Source organism: Phycisphaerales bacterium (assembly GCA_035627955.1).
Taxonomy (GTDB): domain Bacteria; phylum Planctomycetota; class Phycisphaerae; order Phycisphaerales; family UBA1924; genus JAEYTB01.
The window spans coordinates 91,640-108,768 of sequence record DASPKU010000019.1; the positions used below are offsets into that span (position 1 = coordinate 91,640).

General features: G+C 67.7%; 14 protein-coding genes. 8 read left to right on the forward strand and 6 right to left on the reverse strand.

Going from position 1 to position 17,129, the window contains the following annotated elements:
• Positions 1 to 126 precede the first annotated feature (126 nt).
• On the forward strand, positions 127 to 1,290 hold the full coding sequence (locus VD997_15125) for a hypothetical protein (GenBank protein HYE63322.1): 1,164 nt from the start codon (positions 127 to 129) through the stop codon (positions 1,288 to 1,290).
• Between the two features lie 11 nt (positions 1,291 to 1,301).
• Here VD997_15125 and VD997_15130 read toward each other — a convergent pair whose 3' ends face one another.
• On the reverse strand, positions 1,302 to 1,838 hold the full coding sequence (locus tag VD997_15130) for a pyridoxamine 5'-phosphate oxidase family protein (GenBank protein HYE63323.1): 537 nt from the start codon (positions 1,836 to 1,838) through the stop codon (positions 1,302 to 1,304).
• A gap of 233 nt (positions 1,839 to 2,071) precedes the next feature.
• On the opposite strand from VD997_15130, the gene VD997_15135 reads away from it, so the two are divergent.
• Positions 2,072 to 2,929, forward strand: coding sequence for a hypothetical protein (locus VD997_15135; protein ID HYE63324.1), 858 nt, complete (start codon positions 2,072 to 2,074; stop codon positions 2,927 to 2,929).
• Between the two features lie 111 nt (positions 2,930 to 3,040).
• On the opposite strand, the gene VD997_15140 is transcribed toward VD997_15135, so the two are convergent.
• The 4 genes from VD997_15140 to VD997_15155 all read right to left on the reverse strand — a co-directional run bounded on the left by VD997_15140 (position 3,041) and on the right by VD997_15155 (position 7,841).
• On the reverse strand, positions 3,041 to 4,081 hold the full coding sequence (locus tag VD997_15140) for an acyl-CoA desaturase (GenBank protein HYE63325.1): 1,041 nt from the start codon (positions 4,079 to 4,081) through the stop codon (positions 3,041 to 3,043).
• Positions 4,082 to 4,235: 154 nt separating this feature from the next.
• On the reverse strand, positions 4,236 to 5,771 hold the full coding sequence (locus tag VD997_15145; protein ID HYE63326.1) for a PAS domain S-box protein: 1,536 nt from the start codon (positions 5,769 to 5,771) through the stop codon (positions 4,236 to 4,238).
• 196 nt (positions 5,772 to 5,967) lie between these two features.
• A complete protein-coding gene (locus VD997_15150) occupies positions 5,968 to 6,711 on the reverse strand; it encodes an MBL fold metallo-hydrolase (GenBank protein ID HYE63327.1) in 744 nt (247 codons plus the stop codon).
• Positions 6,712 to 7,163: 452 nt separating this feature from the next.
• On the reverse strand, positions 7,164 to 7,841 hold the full coding sequence (locus tag VD997_15155) for a hypothetical protein (GenBank protein ID HYE63328.1): 678 nt from the start codon (positions 7,839 to 7,841) through the stop codon (positions 7,164 to 7,166).
• A 506-nt stretch (positions 7,842 to 8,347) separates the two neighbouring features.
• On the opposite strand from VD997_15155, the gene VD997_15160 reads away from it, so the two are divergent.
• From VD997_15160 to VD997_15180, 5 genes are all read left to right on the forward strand, one after another.
• Positions 8,348 to 8,986, forward strand: a complete 639-nt coding sequence (locus tag VD997_15160) for a hypothetical protein (GenBank protein ID HYE63329.1) — start codon at positions 8,348 to 8,350, stop codon at positions 8,984 to 8,986.
• A 1,606-nt stretch (positions 8,987 to 10,592) separates the two neighbouring features.
• Positions 10,593 to 12,281 carry an MmgE/PrpD family protein gene (locus VD997_15165; GenBank protein HYE63330.1) on the forward strand — a complete coding sequence of 563 codons (1,689 nt, stop codon included), beginning with the start codon at positions 10,593 to 10,595 and terminating at the stop codon, positions 12,279 to 12,281.
• A gap of 52 nt (positions 12,282 to 12,333) precedes the next feature.
• Positions 12,334 to 12,684, forward strand: coding sequence for a hypothetical protein (locus tag VD997_15170; GenBank protein HYE63331.1), 351 nt, complete (start codon positions 12,334 to 12,336; stop codon positions 12,682 to 12,684).
• A complete protein-coding gene (locus VD997_15175; protein HYE63332.1) occupies positions 12,684 to 13,115 on the forward strand; it encodes a hypothetical protein in 432 nt (143 codons plus the stop codon). Before VD997_15170 ends, VD997_15175 begins: the two co-directional genes overlap by 1 nt.
• Positions 13,116 to 13,172: 57 nt before the next feature.
• Positions 13,173 to 15,077, forward strand: coding sequence for a cation:proton antiporter (locus VD997_15180; protein ID HYE63333.1), 1,905 nt, complete (start codon positions 13,173 to 13,175; stop codon positions 15,075 to 15,077).
• A gap of 45 nt (positions 15,078 to 15,122) precedes the next feature.
• Here VD997_15180 and VD997_15185 read toward each other — a convergent pair whose 3' ends face one another.
• Positions 15,123 to 16,391 carry a thioredoxin family protein gene (locus tag VD997_15185; GenBank protein ID HYE63334.1) on the reverse strand — a complete coding sequence of 423 codons (1,269 nt, stop codon included), beginning with the start codon at positions 16,389 to 16,391 and terminating at the stop codon, positions 15,123 to 15,125.
• Positions 16,392 to 16,546: 155 nt separating this feature from the next.
• Here VD997_15185 and VD997_15190 point away from each other — a divergent pair, with 155 nt between their 5' ends.
• A complete protein-coding gene (locus VD997_15190; protein ID HYE63335.1) occupies positions 16,547 to 17,086 on the forward strand; it encodes a DinB family protein in 540 nt (179 codons plus the stop codon).
• Positions 17,087 to 17,129: the final 43 nt, after the last annotated feature.

The following is a 17,129-nucleotide window of genomic DNA, read 5'->3' on the forward strand; positions in this document are numbered from 1 at the left end:
AGTGCCGCGGTCACCACTCCTGTTAGTTCCACGACTCCTATGAGTCCTTTGCCCCGCCCCGGCAATCACCATTGCATCCCCCACACCAACCACTACCCTGAGATTGATTCCCCGGGGGACCTCACCATGCCCGCGCGCCCAGCACTCCTCGCCGCCGTGCTCCTCACCGCCCCTGTCCACGCGCAGTGGACCGCCGAGATCCTCGGCCCCGCCGACGGTTCAAGAAGCATTGCCAACGGCGTGCACGCGAATCAGCAGGCCGGCAGCCTCGAGAGCCCGGCCAACGCACCACGCCGCGCCGTGCTCTGGTCCGGCGACCCAGGCTTCATGATCGACCTGCACCCCGCGGGCAGCACCACCTCCGAGGCCTTCGCCGCTCATGCCGGCCAGCAGGGCGGCTCGGCCGACGGCCGCGCCTGTTACTGGACCGGTTCCGCCGCATCCTTCACACTGCTTTCGAACGATTCCTCGGACGTGTGGGCGGTCTTCAATGGACAGCAGGGCGGCGACCGCGTGGTCGGCGGCAGCGTGCGCGCGAGCCTATGGAGCGGCACCCCCGAGTCTTGGATCGACCTCAGCCTCCCCGGCTTCGGCGCTTCCGCCGTGTTCGGCATGAGCCAGGGCCAGCAGGTCGGCCTGTACCTCCTCAACGCCCACTGGAACTTCCGCGCCTGCATGTGGAGCGGCTCCGGCGCCTCCTTCGTCGACCTCCACCCCTCCGGCTTCTCGTCCTCCACCGCCTATGGCTGCGGCGACGGCCAGCAGGTCGGTACCGCTGACTCGCGCGCCGCGCTGTGGACCGGATCCGCCGCTTCCTTCACCGACCTGACGCCCCCGGGGGTGGGGCTCATCGGTGCCGCCCTCGCCGTCTGCGGCGGCATCCAGGTCGGCAGCATCGCTCCTTCGCCCGCGTCGTATCCCCGCGCCGCCCTCTGGCGCGGCAGTGCCGCAACCTTCGAAGACCTCTCCACCGCCCTGCCACCAACCGCTATCTCATCCCACGCCACCGGCGTCTGGACCGACGGCCAATCCATCCTGGTCTCCGGCCAGATGCGGATTGGCGACGAGCACTTCGCCGTCCTCTGGCGCCAGGCCCGCTGCGGCACGTCGGACTTCAACAACGACGGCGACATCGGCACCGACCAGGACATCGAGGCCTTCTTCGCCTGCCTCGGCGGCCACTGCTGCCCCACCTGCTACCCCGGCGCCGACTTCAACGCCGACGGGGACACCGGCACCGACGCCGACATCGAGAGCTTCTTCCGCGCCCTCGGTGGCCAGCCCTGCTGATCCCGCAATCCCTACCCAATCTTCATCCGCGCATGGTCCACCCCGCTCACCGGCAGGTTGATCCGCGTGTTCGTCGCCACCGCCTTCAGCAGCTTGAGCATGTAGCTCGTGTTGCTCGGCCCCTCCCAGTACTCCGCCTCCTCCACCTCCACGCGGATCAGCGTCAGGTTGGGGTCATCGGGGCCCCCCGGGTACCAGCCCTTGGCGTGAATGTTCCACAACTCCTTCGCCTTCTCCGGGTTCTGCTCCGCCGTCGCCCGCCCCATCACCGACACGAACACGTTCTTCCCCGCGTCCGCGTACGTCACCAGCACCTGCTGATTGGCCGCGAGCTCGCGCAGCTTCGGGGTGCCCGTGGGCGTCATGAACCACAGCACTCCGTCGAAGTCCTCGGGCTTGACGTTGTGCGTGTACATCGGGCGCGCATGCGGCGCCGAGCCCCCGACGCTGCCAGGAGCGAACGTCGTGAACATCGCCACCCGCACCTCCCGGATCAGCTCCGCCAGCCTCTGGGCATCCGACTTCGCCGCGTCGTTCTGTGTGACCATGCAGGGAGTGAAGAGGGGCCGGGTGAGCCGAACCCCCGCGGCGGGATGAACGGCCTGATAGCCGGAGCGAATTCTGCGTCCGGCAACGAAACAAGCTGCATCGCACCGTCCGCACTTGGTTACCGCATAAGAAGTTGCGTACGTTCCGCCAAAACCGCGCCTCGGTGCGCGTTTTTCATGCACCCCGCGCCCTCTCCAGCCGGTATAACGAGCCGTCCAAGAGGAGAGAGAACATGAACTTTCGGCTGACGGCGGGATCGTGCGCGCTCGTTGCGGGCGTGCTGGCCAACATCGCGGGCGCTGCCACTACCATGCGGCTCCAGGTCGCAGAGGCGGGCTCCGAGCTCTGGAGCAGCTCGATCAACGCCAAGCCCGGCGACGCCGTTGATATCCGCGTCACGGTGAGCTTCACGGGCGGCCCGGTGACGCCCATCGGCCTCTCCTCGACGATCTTCCAGCCCACCGTCAGCAACTGGCAGATTGGTGGCGACGCCCTAGCGCCAATGGTCGCCTCCGGCAGCAACACCACCACCCCCTCCGGCGCCGTTTCGGACTCACCGGGCCAGTACGGGCGTGTGTCGCCCTTCGCGGGCGTGGTGATCGCGACTTCCGCGCGCCTCTTCGGCCATGTTCACGCCGCGAGCGCGACCACCGGCGGCGTCAGCTTCCTCCGCATCGCCCAGCGTCAGGTCACCAGCTGGTTCGGCGGGCCAGGGAACACCAGCGGCGGCAGCGGCATCAATATCAAGCAGTGGAACATCAACAGCCCGGCCCGCACGCTCCCCAACCCGCAGCCCGCGTTCCTGACGCAGCTCACCGACATCGTGATCCTCAAGTTCAAGATCGTGCTCTCGACCGATCCCTCCACTCGCACGCTCACTGTCGATGCGCCGCTCGCGGGCTTCGTTCGTGTGGCCGATGTCAATAACTGGCCCGGTCACCCGTACATCGGCTGGTACACCGGACCGAACGGCGACACCCCGCACATCGCCGACCTACCCACCATCGAGCAGGGCTTTATCAACATCCCCGCGCCCGGCGCGGCCGCGCTGTGCCTGGCAGGGCTGCTGGCCATTCGCCGACGCCGCTGAGCCGCGCGCCCGTCGCACGATCCTGGACGAGACTCCGGGCCGGCGTTTTCCATCCGCGCCCCCGCGTCCTCCGCGAGAGCATGCCTCCCCGCGCATGCACGCGCGGCCCGCTCAGGCCGCGCTGCGCTCCTTCGCCTCCATCCGCGCCTGGTCGGGGACCCGCACGTTCTTCGCCAGCCCCACGTAGGACATCAGCTTGATAAGGATGTAGCTGGAGTCGAACTGGTACCACTTGAGGCCGTGCCGCGCCGACGTCGGAAAGGCGTGGTGGTTGTTGTGCCACCCTTCGCCCATGGCGAGAATGCCCATGATCGCGTTGTTGCGCGAGTGGTCGTGGCTGTTAAACGGGCGCGAGCCCCACAGGTGGCACACCGAGTTGATCGACCACGTTACGTGGTGCACCATCAGCAGCCGTACCAGCCCGCCCCACAGGAAGCCCTGGATCGCCCCCACCCACGTCCCCACCCACAGCCAGCCCGCCACCGCGGGCAGCACCGCCGACAGCAGGATCCACACCCAGAAGGTGTTGCTCACAAACCGCGTCACCGGGTCGGCGACGAGGTCCTTCGCGTACCGCTCTTCGAGGTCCTTGGGCAGGGCGTTGAAGAACCACCCCATGTGCGCATGGAAGAACCCCTTGAGCACCGACCCCAGGCCCGCATGGTGGCTCTCTTCGTGCGGGTCGCCGCCGCTGGGCTTGTGCCGGTGGTGGTGGTGGTGCCCCTTGAACGCGTGCGGCGAGTGCGGATCGCCCTCGTGATCGCTGAACTGGTGGTGCCGCCGGTGCATCGCCACCCAGCGGATGACCGGCCCCTCGGCGGCCATGCTCCCCAGCACACCCAGCACGAACCGCGTCACCGGCCCGCAGTCAAAGCTCTTGTGCGTGAAGTACCGGTGGTAGCCCACCGTCACCCCGAACGCCGTCAGCACGTACCCGATTACCATGATGGCGAACGCGTGCCACGTGATCCCCGTCCCCCACAGATAGATGATCGCCCACACGAGCCCCACCGGCGGCAGCGTCACCGCCGCCAGCGTCCCGATTCGCTCGGCCATCGGGGGGCGCTCGATTTCCAGATTGGACGTGTCGTTCTTCAACTCGGACGGGACGGTGGACTGGCGGGCAACGCGGGCGGGGACTTCTTGGGGCACTGCAGGACTCCTGACCGGACCGGGGGAACAACCCATGTCGTACGCCGCTCATCGGCCCCACGGCCGGCTGCCGGCGTTAATCGGCCAGAATAAACGCTTGGCCCTCACTCCGCATGAGTGCCATCCCCCAAACCCGGGTGGTCGGCCCGTGTTCCTACTTCCCCACCGCCTCGATGTCCCGCCGCAGCGAGCAGGTATCCAGACACCGCATCAGTTCCGTGGGCGACGGGTGCGCGCCCACACGGCAGATCCCCGCCCGCTCCTGCTCATTGCTCAGCGGCCCGTCCGCCATCAGGATCACCGGCCGGTTCCCCCGCCGATTGGACTCCTCGGTCGAGATCGCCTCCACCACCCACAATGTCGAGGCCGTGCGCAGTTCGCCCGTGTTCACGGTAAACCCCGCCGCCCGGAGTACCGAGTGCACCATCGCCGACGGCGCGCCCTCCGTCAGCCGGATGTCCGCCGTGAGCGGGCGTGCCGCCTTGGGCGTCTCTTCCTTCGCCAGCGGCAGCCACAGCCGCACCGTGGTGCCCTTGCCCACCTCGCTCAGCACCTCGGTTTTCCCGCCCGCGTCGTTCACGATGCGGTGCACGAGCGTCAGCCCCAGCCCCGTCCCCGACTGGTGCCCCCGCACCCGAGTGGTGAAGTAAGGGTCCATGCAGTGGGCCAGCACCTCGGGCTTCATGCCCGGCCCGTTGTCGGTCACCTCGAACCACACGCCCCCCGAGCCGTTCCCCGGGTACGCGTGCAGCGTGATCTTGGCGCCGTCCTTGGCGAACTGCCCGGACGCGCCGAACGCGTCGATCGCGTTCTTGACGAGGTTGACCGCCGCCTGCGTGAGCGCCCCCGGACCCAGCGCGACCTTGGGCAGGCCCGGCTCGATCTTGAGCTCCAGTTCCACCGACCGCCCCGCGAGGTTGTTGAGCAGCCCGCGGGCATCCTCGGCCCACGCGCCCAGCTCCGCCGCGTCGCCCTTGCGGTCGCCGGCGTCGCCGCGACCGAACAGCCGCAGCCCGCGCACGAGGGAGGCGAAGTAGTCCGCGCACCGCGCCAGCACGGCGCAGTTGTCGTCCACCACGCTGTCGCCCGCGTGCGTCGCCCGCAGGATGTCGATGCTCGCCCGCATCGGCAGCAGCAGGTTGCCGATGTCATGGCCTAATCCCGCGGCCATCGTGCCCAGGGCCGCCAGGCGCTCGCTGCGGCGGAGGGCCTCGTTGCTCCGCTCCAGCTCCAGCCGCGCCTCCGCCACCGCCAGCGTCATGGCCTCGGCGTGGCGGGCCAGCTTCTCCTGGGCCTCGATCCGCTCGCTGATGTCGCGGGCGATCTTGGACGCCCCGATCACCCTGCCGCTGCCGTCGCGGATGGGCGACACCGTCAGAGACAGGGGCACCAGCCGCCCGTCCTTGCGCCGTCGCCAGGTCTCGAAGTGGTCGACCCGTATCCCGGCCCGCACCTGCGAGAGGATCAGGTCCTCCTCTGACTGGCGGTCGGCGGGGATGATGGTGCGGATGGAGCGGCCGACCATCTCCGCTGCGGTGTAGCCCAGGATCCGCTGCGCGGCCGAGTTCCAGGAGGTCACGATGCCGTTGAGGTCCTTGCCGACGATCGCGTCGTCAGATGACTCCACAATGGCCGCGAGCAGACGCACCATGTCGTCGGGGCTGCGGCTGGCGTCGTGAGAGAAGATCATGAACAGCTCGGCATCGGGTAAGCGGGAAGGTACCCGTCCCTCAGTTAAGCTTTCATGAGAGTCCACTAAAGACCTGCCGCTTTCCAAACGTCCGGGTTGCAACGCGGTCGGAACCACAGCAGGGGCATCAGGCGGCATAGGGCTCCATCTGAACGGCGCGCCGTAAGCACCGCCTGCCGCTCACATCAACAACCTCTCACCCCTTCACGCTCAGTTCCATCCCGTCGAAGGCCAGGATGGCGTCGATGCCGCGCTCCAGGCCTAATCGCCGCACCGCCTCCTCCGCCTCGCCCTCGCTCGAGGTCGTCACCTCGGTGCCGCAGTGCGTGAACACCGCGCGGTCCACCCCCTCGGCCCGGCACCAGCCGATCTGCGTCTTCACCGTCGCGTGCCCCACCAGGGCCTCGCCGGCCTTGCGCACGAAGGACTGCGTGAGCGTGGCCGCGTCGCCGACGTAGACGTCGATGCGGCGCATGGCTGCGGTGCGGTCCTTGATCGCGACGACGTCGGGCGCGTACAGCACGCTGGCGTCCCCCTCGCTCACGCGGTAGCACACCGCCGGGCACCGCACCGAGTGCTCGACGGGGAAGGCCTCGAACTCCACCCCCGAGATCACCATCTTCTCCCGCGGCGTGATCACGTGCCGGTCCTTGATGGGGTAGTCGCGGAGCAGGTCCCACGTCTCGTTGGTGGCCCACACCGGGCAGGGGGCGCCGTTTTTGAGGCCGAACGCGTGGTCCGGGTGCGCGTGCGTCAGCACGATGGCGGAGGGCTTCAGGTCAAACACGATCTCCAGCCAGTCCAGCCCGCAGTCGATCATCACGCCCTTGGTCATGCGGACGCGCCCCGTGCCCGCCGCGACCAGCACCGAGCTGTGCCGCCCGTGCCGGCGCGAGCGCGCTTCGATCTCGCCCCGGGTGCCCAGGAACGTGAACTTCATGCTGCTAGTCCATACGCGGCCGGTGTGTGGGCGGGGTGAGCGGGTGGGTGAGAAAGTAGAAAGCAGGGAGTAAAAGGCGGGTCTCTCGCGGAGGACGCGGGGGGCGCGGAGGGAGGCACTTCGGATGTGGGATGTCGGATGTCGGATGTCGGATGTGGGATGTGGGATGTGGGGGGGGGAAGAAAGCTCAAGGCAGCCCCTCCCCTCTCCCTCCGCGTCCCCGCGTCTCCGCGAGAAATCATCTTCTTCAGAACAGGAAAAGGTCCCGGCGTCACGACACCGGGGCCGGCGTTCCTTTGTTGCCTTCCTGCTTCCACTCCGCGCCCCCGCGCCCTCCGCGAGAGACCTGCCTTCCGTTCCAACGAGAAAGGCCCCGGCGTCACCACGACACCGGGGCCTCCTTTCTTCTTGTCTGGCTCAGCGCCTCCGCGCCTCCGCGAGAGATCGTCTTCTCACGCCGCCAGGCTCTCGCTCCCGGTGATGGTGAGGCCCCCGCCGGGCAGGCGGCCGAAGTTCACGGTGAGGATCGCGCTCACCGGGCTGCTGAGGCCGGCGCGCTGGCCCTGCACCGTGTACTGCACGCTGTCGGGGCCCGCGAAGAGGGTGGTGTCGGTGAAGCTCTTGGTCCCGGTCACGCCCAGGAAGGCGAACTCGGTCTCGCCGGGGAGCCTGCGGCGCACGATGTACGACGTGCCGCTGGAGCCCGCGGGGTTGCTGGCCTTCCACTTCAGCGTGAGCTCGCCGCTGGTGGGGTTGATGCTGATGGCAAGGTCCGAGGGCTGCGCGGGGGCCGGCACGGGCGCGGGCGGGCCGGGCGGGGTCAGGTCCGCGAGCTGCCAGACGACGGACGGCTTCTCCGCGGCCTCCGCGAAGAGGCGGATCTTGGTGACGGTCGTCGCTGTCGAGGACTTGAGCGCGGACACCAGGTCGTTGGCGTACGCGGTCGCGGCCTTGGCGGCGTTGCGGGCCTGCTCGGCCGCGAGCACCGCCGCCACCGCCTCGTCCACCTGCTCCTTATAAGCGAGGGCGGAAGGGCCGGTGAGGCCAACGCCCACAGCGTTGGTGACCCACTGAGGGGCGTGCGACTGGCAGAAGGCGAGGAACAAGGCACGAGGGGTCTGAGGGATCATCGGGCACCGTCCTTTCGTGTTTCTTGGACGGGGCCGGGCAACGCTGCCCTGCACCATCCGACGGTGCTGAGGGATCGGGATATTCCTTGAGCAACTTTGGTGCAGCGCGCGCGGATTTTGAGGCCCTGAGCCGTAAGTTCCTGCCCCGGCACGGCTTGTTCAATGCCGGGAGCGCTCGCCCGCGGCCACCGAAGACCCCGCGCGGGCCATGATTCACCCTCAATAAGCCATGATTCGCCCTGCCCGGGCCATGATTCACTCTGAATGAGCCATGATTCGCGCTGCTCGGGCCATGATTCACTCTCAATAAGCCATGATCCGCCCCGCTCGGGCCATGGTTCACTCACGACACCGCTGAGCCACAAAGGCGCGGTACGCTGAAGGCGTGCGGCGGCCCGCCTCGACATCTTCGTCACCATCGGTGAAGCAATGGACGCTCAAGGTCGCCCTGTGCCTTCTCGCGGGCGCACTCTCCTCCCTCTTCGCATGTGTCCATGAGGTGTCAAATGGCGTGCTTACGACTGCTGGTTGTCGTCTTTGTCTGCCTCGCAACGGTTGCCGTTCTGGCGGGGACTGCCACTCCTACGGCGGAACCCTCGACATCGCTCGTCTGGACCATTGAGAGCATCAGCCCGGACATTAGTCTGGCGACAACGCCTGTCGGCGACTGGGACCGGGTGGCGCTCAATCCGAAGGAGCGTCAGGCACTCGAGGGCGTCGAAGGCATCAACTTCGTCGCGAAACGCTGCATCGTTCGCTTCACCCTCAGCAACCCGACGAACCGGTCGTACCTCGTTTCCCACGAGGACATCCACCTCGCCCTGTGCAGGCCGACCCTGACCGATGGCGATGGTCGGAAGTGGGTGCTCAAGCTCAACGTCCGCGGCCATGCCGATGGTGATGTGCACGGATTCCCCTCAATTGCAGGCCAGACGCGCGCAGGGCGTCTGCTCATGATGGCCGACCTCGTGCGATCGGAGCCGCCGGACGGAGAGGTGGCGCCGCCTTACCCCAAGACGCTCCGCTACGACGTGAACACGAAGGTGAGCGGACGCGAGGTCGTAGGGAAGAAGCTGAAGATCGCGCAGCCGGTCCCAATAAAGGGGACAGGTACATGCAGCGTCGACCTTAGCCGTGCCGACTAGATGCCGCAGCCGGCGGGCCGCCGCCGTCCACGTGGTAGGCTATGAGCGTGAAACGACAGGCCTCGACTCACACTTCCTTTCCGGTGAAGCGATGGTTTCTTGAGGTCGTCTCGTGTCTGCTCGCGGGCGCGCTGATCACGTGCTCAGTTGCCTTCGGCGGCGCGCTTTGGGGGCCGCCCCCGGTCCTGATTCGGGACGGCGCATCAGTGAGCTTGATGCACACGAAGTCGCCTGCGGGATCTCCCGGCGATTACACCTACCAGTGGGGCTGGCCGATGCGGTCCTTCGCCAAAGCAGGGGTCAACAGCACTCTTCAGTTCCTCAGGACCGCGCGGGAGGGATCGCCGCGGCGCGAGTGGTATTGGCGCCTGCGCCCCGCTTCGAGCTTTGACGGCAATCTTCCGCGGTCCATCATTCCCGTGGGCTTCACTCTCAACACCCTCCTCGCGGCGGGCGTCTTGATGGGGGTGGTTGAGACCATCGCGTGGGCGCGGCGGCGGGGGGGGCGGCGCCGGGGGCGGTGCCCGGCGTGCGGCTACGACCGGCGCGGGCTCGCGGGGGGTGACGCGGCGGCGTGCCCGGAGTGCGGGGCGGGGGTTTAGAAGGAGCGGGAGGCAAAGACGATTTGGGAGGCTTCGCCCGGGTGTCGGGTGGAAGCTCTCCGTTCACCGGGTGGTGCTTGCCCGACACCAGCAGGCCGGCCGTTGATCCGGTTGTGCCACGACCGTGCTTCGATGGTCGTTTCTTCCGCAGACGGCTGCGGCTTACTGCCTCGCTTGCGTCGGGGCGGGTCGGGCAGGGCGGCGAGCCCTGCCACAAGCGACTCCAAAAGCGCTGTACGCTGCGTTGATGCAGAGGCCGCGTAGTCGCGCGCTCTGTGATACCCTTCGTCAGTGCGTCCGGGCGGAAGGACCAGCCCTCGGTGGCGGGTCGTGCCACCTGCCCCGCTCCTGCGGGCGCCGATCCAAACACAAGGAAGATCGGGGCCATGCCCGACAAACGCAGGATCGAAATGAGTCCAGCCTGGGCCCTCACCATCCTCACGGCTGGTGGTGTTATTGGCGCAGCTGCAAGCTGGCAGGTGGCGAATCGGACGCCGCTTCAGCATCACACGGATGCGCCGACATCAAAGGAAGTCATCGACCGATTCCTGTCCGAGGGAGTGCCCCAAGTCTTCCGCCCGCTGAGCAGCCCCCGCCACCGCGGGCATCAGACCACTTACAAGGCCACACATTCCGCGGGCGCCGGGGGCGTTGATCACCAGACGGCGGTGTACGTCGATGGGAGCAGATGCATGATCGCCTACTTGGCGGGTGACACCGTGCACAGCGTGCTTCTCATCGGGAGGACGCCAGGTCAGGCGGAGTGGTTGACGTTTGACGATGCCGTGTTCCAGCAGCACTTGCGTGCGTCTGGTGCTCGGTAACCCTCGCTGATGTCGAGCCAATCCGGGACTTCGCCCAGAGCGGCTCAGTCCCGGCGTCGGTCGGCGGGGGGCGCAACACCCCCTCCCCCAAGCGCTTCCGCCCGCCCTCTTCCCGGGCTAACCCGCGCTCCCTGCACCCCGCCCTACGCTTGCGCCCCCTTTTTTCCGGAGACCAGAGGAATGCCCGCCGCGACTGCGCCGTCTGACGTTGCCAGCCTTGTGAACAGCGACACCCACACGCACCTGCCCGCGAACTCCAACCAGGCGCTGGGGATTGCCCAGTACGCCATCGACTTCATGTGGAGCGAGGAGGAGGGCAAGCGCGGGGAGCCGTCCAGGGCGGTGCTGGACAAGACAAGCGACTTCTATACCGACGCGTGCCTGTGCGGGGTGTCGGCGATTGCGCTGGGGACCAACGCGCCGCTGATCCTGCGGGAGGAGGCGCTGCGGTACGAGGTGCCCAGCAAGGGCGTGGCGCGGGGGGCCGCGTGGGCGGAGGACACGGTGCGGGCGGGGGTGCCGGTGTTCGGGAGCAACGTGGACGTGGCCGTGGAGAAGGCGATCGTGGCCAACTGTGCCGCGGTGCGGGAGTGGGACAGCAACGGGACCAACTTCGGGTTCAACCCGCTGCTGGGGCACACGGCGGGGGAGTTCGGGCACAACGACTTCTACGCGGTGCCGGTAGCGGCGGCGCAGCTGCGGGGGATGGACGGGGAGTTCGCCCTGCGGGGGATGGTGCTGCTGGATGAGATCCGCGGGCGGCTGGCGGAGGTGTTCAGCCTCAAGAGCTACAAGGTGGACCACGTGGTGCACGGGGCGATCGCCAGCGCGGCGACCTTCGGGGCGATGATGGGGGCGACGGGGGCGCAGATCGAGAGCGCGATCGGGATGGTGGTGGCGCACTACATCCCCTTCCGGGCGATCCGCGCGGGCAAGCAGCTGAGCGACAGCAAGGGGGCGTCGGCGGCGATCTCGACCGAGGCGGCGGTGCTGAGCGTGAAGCGGGCGATGGCGGGGTTTTTGGGGCCGCGGGATATTTTCCGGAACCCCGAGGCAATCTTCCGGATCTTCGAGGGGCCGGGGCAGATGTTCCAGAAGGTCGGCGCGACCGACGCTAATACAGAGAAGGCGGACGCGTCGCCGTTCGATCTGGTGCTGGGGCGCAAGGGCGACGACTTCGCGGTGATGGGCATGCACTTCAAGCTGGGGCTGTACGAGCACCAGTCGGCGGGTGCGCTGCAGGGGCTGTGCGACCTGATTACCGCGAACCCGCACCTGCTGGAGGACCAGAGCGGGGATGCGATCAGCAAGATGGTGGTGGTGGCGTACGAGCCGGCGTTCGGGATCATCGGCGACCCGGCCAAGCGCGACCCCAAGACGCGGCAGAGCGCGGACCACTCGATGCTGTACCTGGTGTGCACGATGCTGCGGAAGGCGCTGGAGCTGAGGGCCGCGGGGCACAAGGGGCCGTACCAGTTCAAGGAGCTGATGCTGCTGCCGCACGACTTTGACGCGCATGCGCTGCACCACCCCGTGACGCGGGCGCTGATGGCGAAGATGACCTTCGAGCACGGCGGGGCGGAGTACGACGCCAAGTACCCTGACGGGATCCCGACGTCGATCGTGATCACCGACGACCAGGGGCAGAGCTTTGACTCGGGCCTGGTGATGTACCCGACCGGGCATGCGCGGAACACGACGGCGGACCTCAAGGGGCTGCTGGCCCACAAGTGGGAGCAGCTGGGCAAGCTCGCCGCCAACAAGCCGAAGCCGATGATCGCGCAGCTGTCCAACATCGGGGAGAAGTCGGCGAAGGAACTGGCGAAGATGTACGACTTCAAGATCGCGGATCGTGGGCGGTTTGAGTGATTCGCTGACGGGATGACGAGAACGGAGCGCAGGCTCCGGGCGGCTGGTAGCGATGCCCGACGCAAAAGGCAGAGTGTGGTGCTCGCGGTGCAAGCGGCACGTTGGCGTCTTTGACGACACGGAGCACGAACGCTTCCGGGCGCTCTATGTAGAAGGCGTTCAGGCGGTAAAGGCATTCCGAGAACGGACCGGAGCGCCACTGTCGGAGGTTTCATTCAAGACGCTGTTCGCGCCGATGTACCGGGCGTACGCGGAGTTTGGCGGCGATTCCGAGGTGATCGCCGAGGAGGTCCTGAAGCATCAGCGTGGCAGGTTCGGCCCACCCTGCGCGACGTGCGGTCTGGAGCTGCAGTCATCCCGGGCGAACTGGTGCATCGGGTGCGGCGCGAGGAGGAAGCGGTGATGGCTGGCTACTCGGGAACACCGCTGGCGCAGAAGCTCGGGATCAAGGCCGGGGCGCGGGTGTTGCTGATGAGCGCGCCCTCCGAGTTCGAAGCGACCTTGGGCAAACTGCCGGAGGGCGCGGTGATTACGTTGCGTGCGGGGAAGGCGCCGGCGCAGGTCATCGTTCTGTTCTGCAAGGACCTCAAGACGCTGGAAGCGAAGTTCGATGGCGCCCGTGCGGCGCTGGATGAGTCCGGCGGGCTGTGGGTCGCGTGGCCGAAGAAGGCGAGCGGCGTCAGGACGGACCTGACGGAGGACATCATCCGCGACCTTGCGCTGGCGGCGGGGCTGGTGGACAACAAGGTGTGCGCGATCGACGAGACGTGGTCGGGGCTGCGGGTGGTGGTGCGGGTGAAGGATCGGACGGGCGGAAAAAAAGCACCGAGATGAAGACATCTCGGTGGCACGGTTCAACCTCGGGCGTGTGGCGCGGGTAAGGTTGGCCGCATGCACAACCTGCCCCTCCTGACAACGATTGCCGCGGCATTCGCGGCCGCGTGGGTGCTCGGCATCATCACGCAGAAGCTGCGGCTGAGCCCGATCGTTGGCTACCTGCTCGCGGGCGTTGTGATTGGTCCTTACACGCCGGGGTATGTGGGCGATGTGGACCTGGCGACGCAGCTGGCGGAGGTCGGCGTCATCCTGCTGATGTTCGGCGTGGGGCTGCACTTTCACCTGAAGGACCTGCTGGCGGTGAAGGGGATCGCGGTGCCGGGGGCGGTGGTGCAGAGCCTGGGGGCGACGGCCGCGGCGGTGGTGATGTTCTACTTCCTGGACCTGCCCTTCCGGACGGGGCTGGTGATCGGGATGGCGATGTCGGTGGCGAGCACGGTGGTGCTGCTGCGGGTGCTGATGGACAAGCACATGCTGAGCAGCGCGCCGGGGCACGCGGCGGTGGGGTGGCTGATCGTGGAGGACATCTTCACGGTGCTGGCGCTGGTGATGGTGCCGATGATCGCGGCGATCGGCGGGGGCGTGGAGCTGCCGCAGGCGGCGCAGAGCGCGGCGCCGGTGGTACCGGAACTGCCGGTGGGCGCGACGGCGCTGGAGCAGGCGCGGCATGCGTACGAGGTGGCGAAGGCGGCCCTGCACTCCCTGGAAGCGGAGGCGAGCGCGACGCACAGCAGCGGCGCGGCGGGCTGGAAGGGAATGGCGTGGGCGCTGGGGAAGCTGGTCGCGCTGGTCGCGATCGTGCTGCTGGCGGGGTCGAAGGTGGTGCCGTGGATGCTGATCCGCGTGGCCAAGCTGCGGTCACGGGAGCTGTTCACGCTGACGGTGCTGGTGCTGAGCGTGGCGATCGCGGTGGCGAGCGCGGTGTTCTTCGGTGTGTCGGTGGCGCTGGGGGCGTTCTTGGCGGGGATGGTGGTGGCGCAGTCGCCGGTCAGCCATCAGGCTGCGGCGGACGCGCTGCCGATGCGGGACGCGTTCAGCGTGCTGTTCTTCGTCGCGGTGGGGATGCTGTTTGACCCGATGTTCCTGGTGGAGCGGCCGGGGATGATCGCGGCGGGGCTGGGCATCGTGATGATCGTCAAGCCGCTAACGGCGCTCATGATCGTGGCGGTGCTGGGGTACCCGGTGCGGACGGGGCTGGTCGTGGCGCTGGCGCTGGCGCAGATCGGCGAGTTCAGCTTCATCCTGTCGCAGGCGGCGCGGGAGAACGGGCTGATCCTGCCGGAGCACCACAGCCTGCTGGTGGCGTGCGCGATTATTTCGATCACGCTGAACCCGCTGATCTTCGGGCGGCTGGAGGTGGTGGAAGGGTGGCTGAAGCGGCGGCCGCGGCTGTGGAGGCTGCTCAATGCGCGGGCGCAGAGGCGGATCGACGCGGTGAACATCGGGTCGGCGGAGCAGAAGGCAAAGCGGGAGGCGGAGGAGAACCCCAAGCCGCTGGCGGTGATCGTGGGGTACGGGCCGGTGGGGCGGCTGGTGGACGCGGTCCTGCGCGACAGCGGGATGGACACGTGCATCATCGACATGAACATGGACACGGTGCAGCAGTTGCACCGGCAGGGGCGGATGGCGATCTACGGCGACGCGGGCCTGCGTGACGTGCTGGTGCAGGCGGGGGTGGACCGGGCGGTGCACCTGGTGGTGACGCTGCCGCACAGCGATGAGCGGGTGGCCATCGTGATGACGGCCAAGGACATCAACCCGAAGCTGGAGGTGACGGTGCGGGCGCGGTACCTGCGGGAGAAGGAGGACCTCAAGCACGCGGGGGCGAGCAAGGCGGTGTTCGAGGAGGGCGAGGCGGGGCTGGCGCTCGCCGAGCACGTGATGATGCGGCGGGGGATTGACGAGCCGACGCGAGAGAAGCTGATGGGGGCGGTGCGGAAGCTGTGGGGGATGGCGTAGGCGGTGCGCTCGGGACCACCGAGATGAAGACATCTCGGTGGCACGTCACTTGCCCTTCGTGAGGGCTTGCTCAACCTTGGCGCGGAGCTCGGGGATCTTGGGGTGTGAGGACTTGGTGGCGGCGGTGTCGAGGAGGGTGAGGTGCTCTTCGCGGGGGTGGTTGGCCTTGAGCGCTTCCTCGACGAGCGCGACACGGCTGGTGGCGTCGTCGAGTGTGAGGATGAGGTGGGTGGCGACCTCGTTGGCCTGCTTCTCGCGTCCGCTGATGAGCAGCCCGGCGTAGATGCCCGAGACGTTGGTGCGGACGGCGCTCCTGAGGGCTTCGCGCACGGCCCTCTGCTGCCGCTCGTCGCCGGGGAGCCTGGTGTCGAGGCTGGTCATGGTTTCGCGGACGTCGTCCATTGGGCGGGCGGAGATGCGGCCGACATCGACCCAGCGGGCATGGGTTTTGAGAGCTTCTTTGATGTAGGCGCTGTTGCGGCGGAGGTCGTTGGTGGCCGCGGGATCATCCTTGACGCGGTCGTACCAGGCGATGGTGCGGTCCTCGTCGTTGAGAATGGTGTTGAGGCGGATCCAGTCGGTGAGGGTGTCCTTGGTGGCGCTCTGGTCCTTGAGCCTGGCCTCGGCGGCGTCGCGGAGCTTCGTGAACACCTCCTTCGCGGGCGGGTGCTCGAAGGCGAGGACGTGCATCTCACTGACCATGAAGGAGAGGCGGACGCCGGCCATGGAGCGCTTGTGCTGGAGCATGTTGTCCCAGAGCCAGGCGTACTCCGCGGCCGCGAGGTCGGGGTCGGACTCGGAGAGCTTGCGGGCGAGGTCCAGGCGCTCGTCAATGTCGACCTTGCCGTTCTTGCCGACGCGGGTGCCGGCCTTTTCACGAAGGCGCTTGAGCTCCTGCTCGCGCTCGGCGGCCTTGGTCTTGCCCTGCTTGACGTCCTCGAGCCAGGCGATGAGCTCGGCGGCGGACTTGTAGCCGGTGTCGCGGTCGATCTCCTTGCCGTCCTTGAGGATGATGGTGGTGGGCAGGAGCTCGATGGCGAACTGCTGGGCGAGCTCGGGCTGCTTGTCGGTGTCGAACTGGAAGGCGATCGCGTTGGCCGCGAACCACTCGACGACCTTGGGATCGACCCAGGTGGTCTTGTCCATCTTCTTGCAGGGCGGGCACCAGTCGGCCATGGAGTCGACGACGAGGAGCCTCTTCTCGTCGATGGACTGCTGCTTGGCCTGGTCGTAAGTCTTGGCAGTGAAGATCGGAGGTGAGGCGAGGGAGAGGGCGGCCGGGAGGATGAGGGCGGCGAGGGTGGGGAGGAGCATGGCTCGTTCCTGGGACTAGCAGGGATGGAATACCAAACACGGAGGCACGGAGGGGATGCTGATCAAAGGTCAGTATGACAGATAGGAGTCATAAGGGGGATAGGAAGTCAGAGGAGATGCAAGTGATCGGAGGGGGTGCGCGGTAGGCTGGTGGGATGGATGCGAATGCGATCGTGCGGCGTTTGGAGGCGTTTCCGCGGGGGTTGTGCGCGGTGGTGCGGGGCCTGACGGTGGAGGAGGCGCGGTGGAAGCCGGAGGGTGGGCAGTGGTCGGTGCTGGAGATTGTGTGCCACCTGGGGGATGAGGAGGTGCGGGACTTCCGGGCGCGGCTGTTCAGCACGCTGCGTGATCCCGCGGCGGCGTGGGAGCGGAATGACCCGGAGGCGTGGGCGCGGGAGGGGAAGTACAACGAGCGGGACCTGGAGACGGAGCTGGCGCGGTTTGAGCGGGAGCGGGCGGAGTCGGTGCGGCAGCTGCGCGAGTTGGGAGAGCAGTTCGGGGGCTTGTCACGCGTGGACTGGTCACGGGCGTACCAGCATCCGAAGGTGGGGCCGGTGCCGGCGGGGGATCTGTTCGCGTCGTGGGTGGGGCATGATGCGCTGCACCTTCGGCAGATCGCGAAGCGGATGTGGGAGCTGGCGGGGCGAGATGGATCGTCGTGGAAGATGGAGTATGCGGGGGAGTGGAAGGCGTGAAGACGGGTACCAAACACGGACACACGGAGAGCACGGAGGGGGG

What these genes read in the sequence shown, in the direction of transcription:
- VD997_15125 (HYE63322.1), top strand. Translation starts at nt 127, where the DNA reads ATGCCCGCGCGCCCAGCACTCCTCGCCGCCGTGCTCCTCACCGCCCCT.
- VD997_15130 (HYE63323.1), bottom strand. Translation starts at nt 1,838, where the DNA reads ATGGTCACACAGAACGACGCGGCGAAGTCGGATGCCCAGAGGCTGGCG.
- VD997_15135 (HYE63324.1), top strand. Translation starts at nt 2,072, where the DNA reads ATGAACTTTCGGCTGACGGCGGGATCGTGCGCGCTCGTTGCGGGCGTG.
- VD997_15145 (HYE63326.1), bottom strand. Translation starts at nt 5,771, where the DNA reads ATGATCTTCTCTCACGACGCCAGCCGCAGCCCCGACGACATGGTGCGT.
- VD997_15150 (HYE63327.1), bottom strand. Translation starts at nt 6,711, where the DNA reads ATGAAGTTCACGTTCCTGGGCACCCGGGGCGAGATCGAAGCGCGCTCG.
- VD997_15155 (HYE63328.1), bottom strand. Translation starts at nt 7,841, where the DNA reads ATGATCCCTCAGACCCCTCGTGCCTTGTTCCTCGCCTTCTGCCAGTCG.
- VD997_15160 (HYE63329.1), top strand. Translation starts at nt 8,348, where the DNA reads ATGGCGTGCTTACGACTGCTGGTTGTCGTCTTTGTCTGCCTCGCAACG.
- VD997_15165 (HYE63330.1), top strand. Translation starts at nt 10,593, where the DNA reads ATGCCCGCCGCGACTGCGCCGTCTGACGTTGCCAGCCTTGTGAACAGC.
- VD997_15170 (HYE63331.1), top strand. Translation starts at nt 12,334, where the DNA reads ATGCCCGACGCAAAAGGCAGAGTGTGGTGCTCGCGGTGCAAGCGGCAC.
- VD997_15175 (HYE63332.1), top strand. Translation starts at nt 12,684, where the DNA reads ATGGCTGGCTACTCGGGAACACCGCTGGCGCAGAAGCTCGGGATCAAG.
- VD997_15180 (HYE63333.1), top strand. Translation starts at nt 13,173, where the DNA reads ATGCACAACCTGCCCCTCCTGACAACGATTGCCGCGGCATTCGCGGCC.
- VD997_15185 (HYE63334.1), bottom strand. Translation starts at nt 16,391, where the DNA reads ATGCTCCTCCCCACCCTCGCCGCCCTCATCCTCCCGGCCGCCCTCTCC.
- VD997_15190 (HYE63335.1), top strand. Translation starts at nt 16,547, where the DNA reads ATGGATGCGAATGCGATCGTGCGGCGTTTGGAGGCGTTTCCGCGGGGG.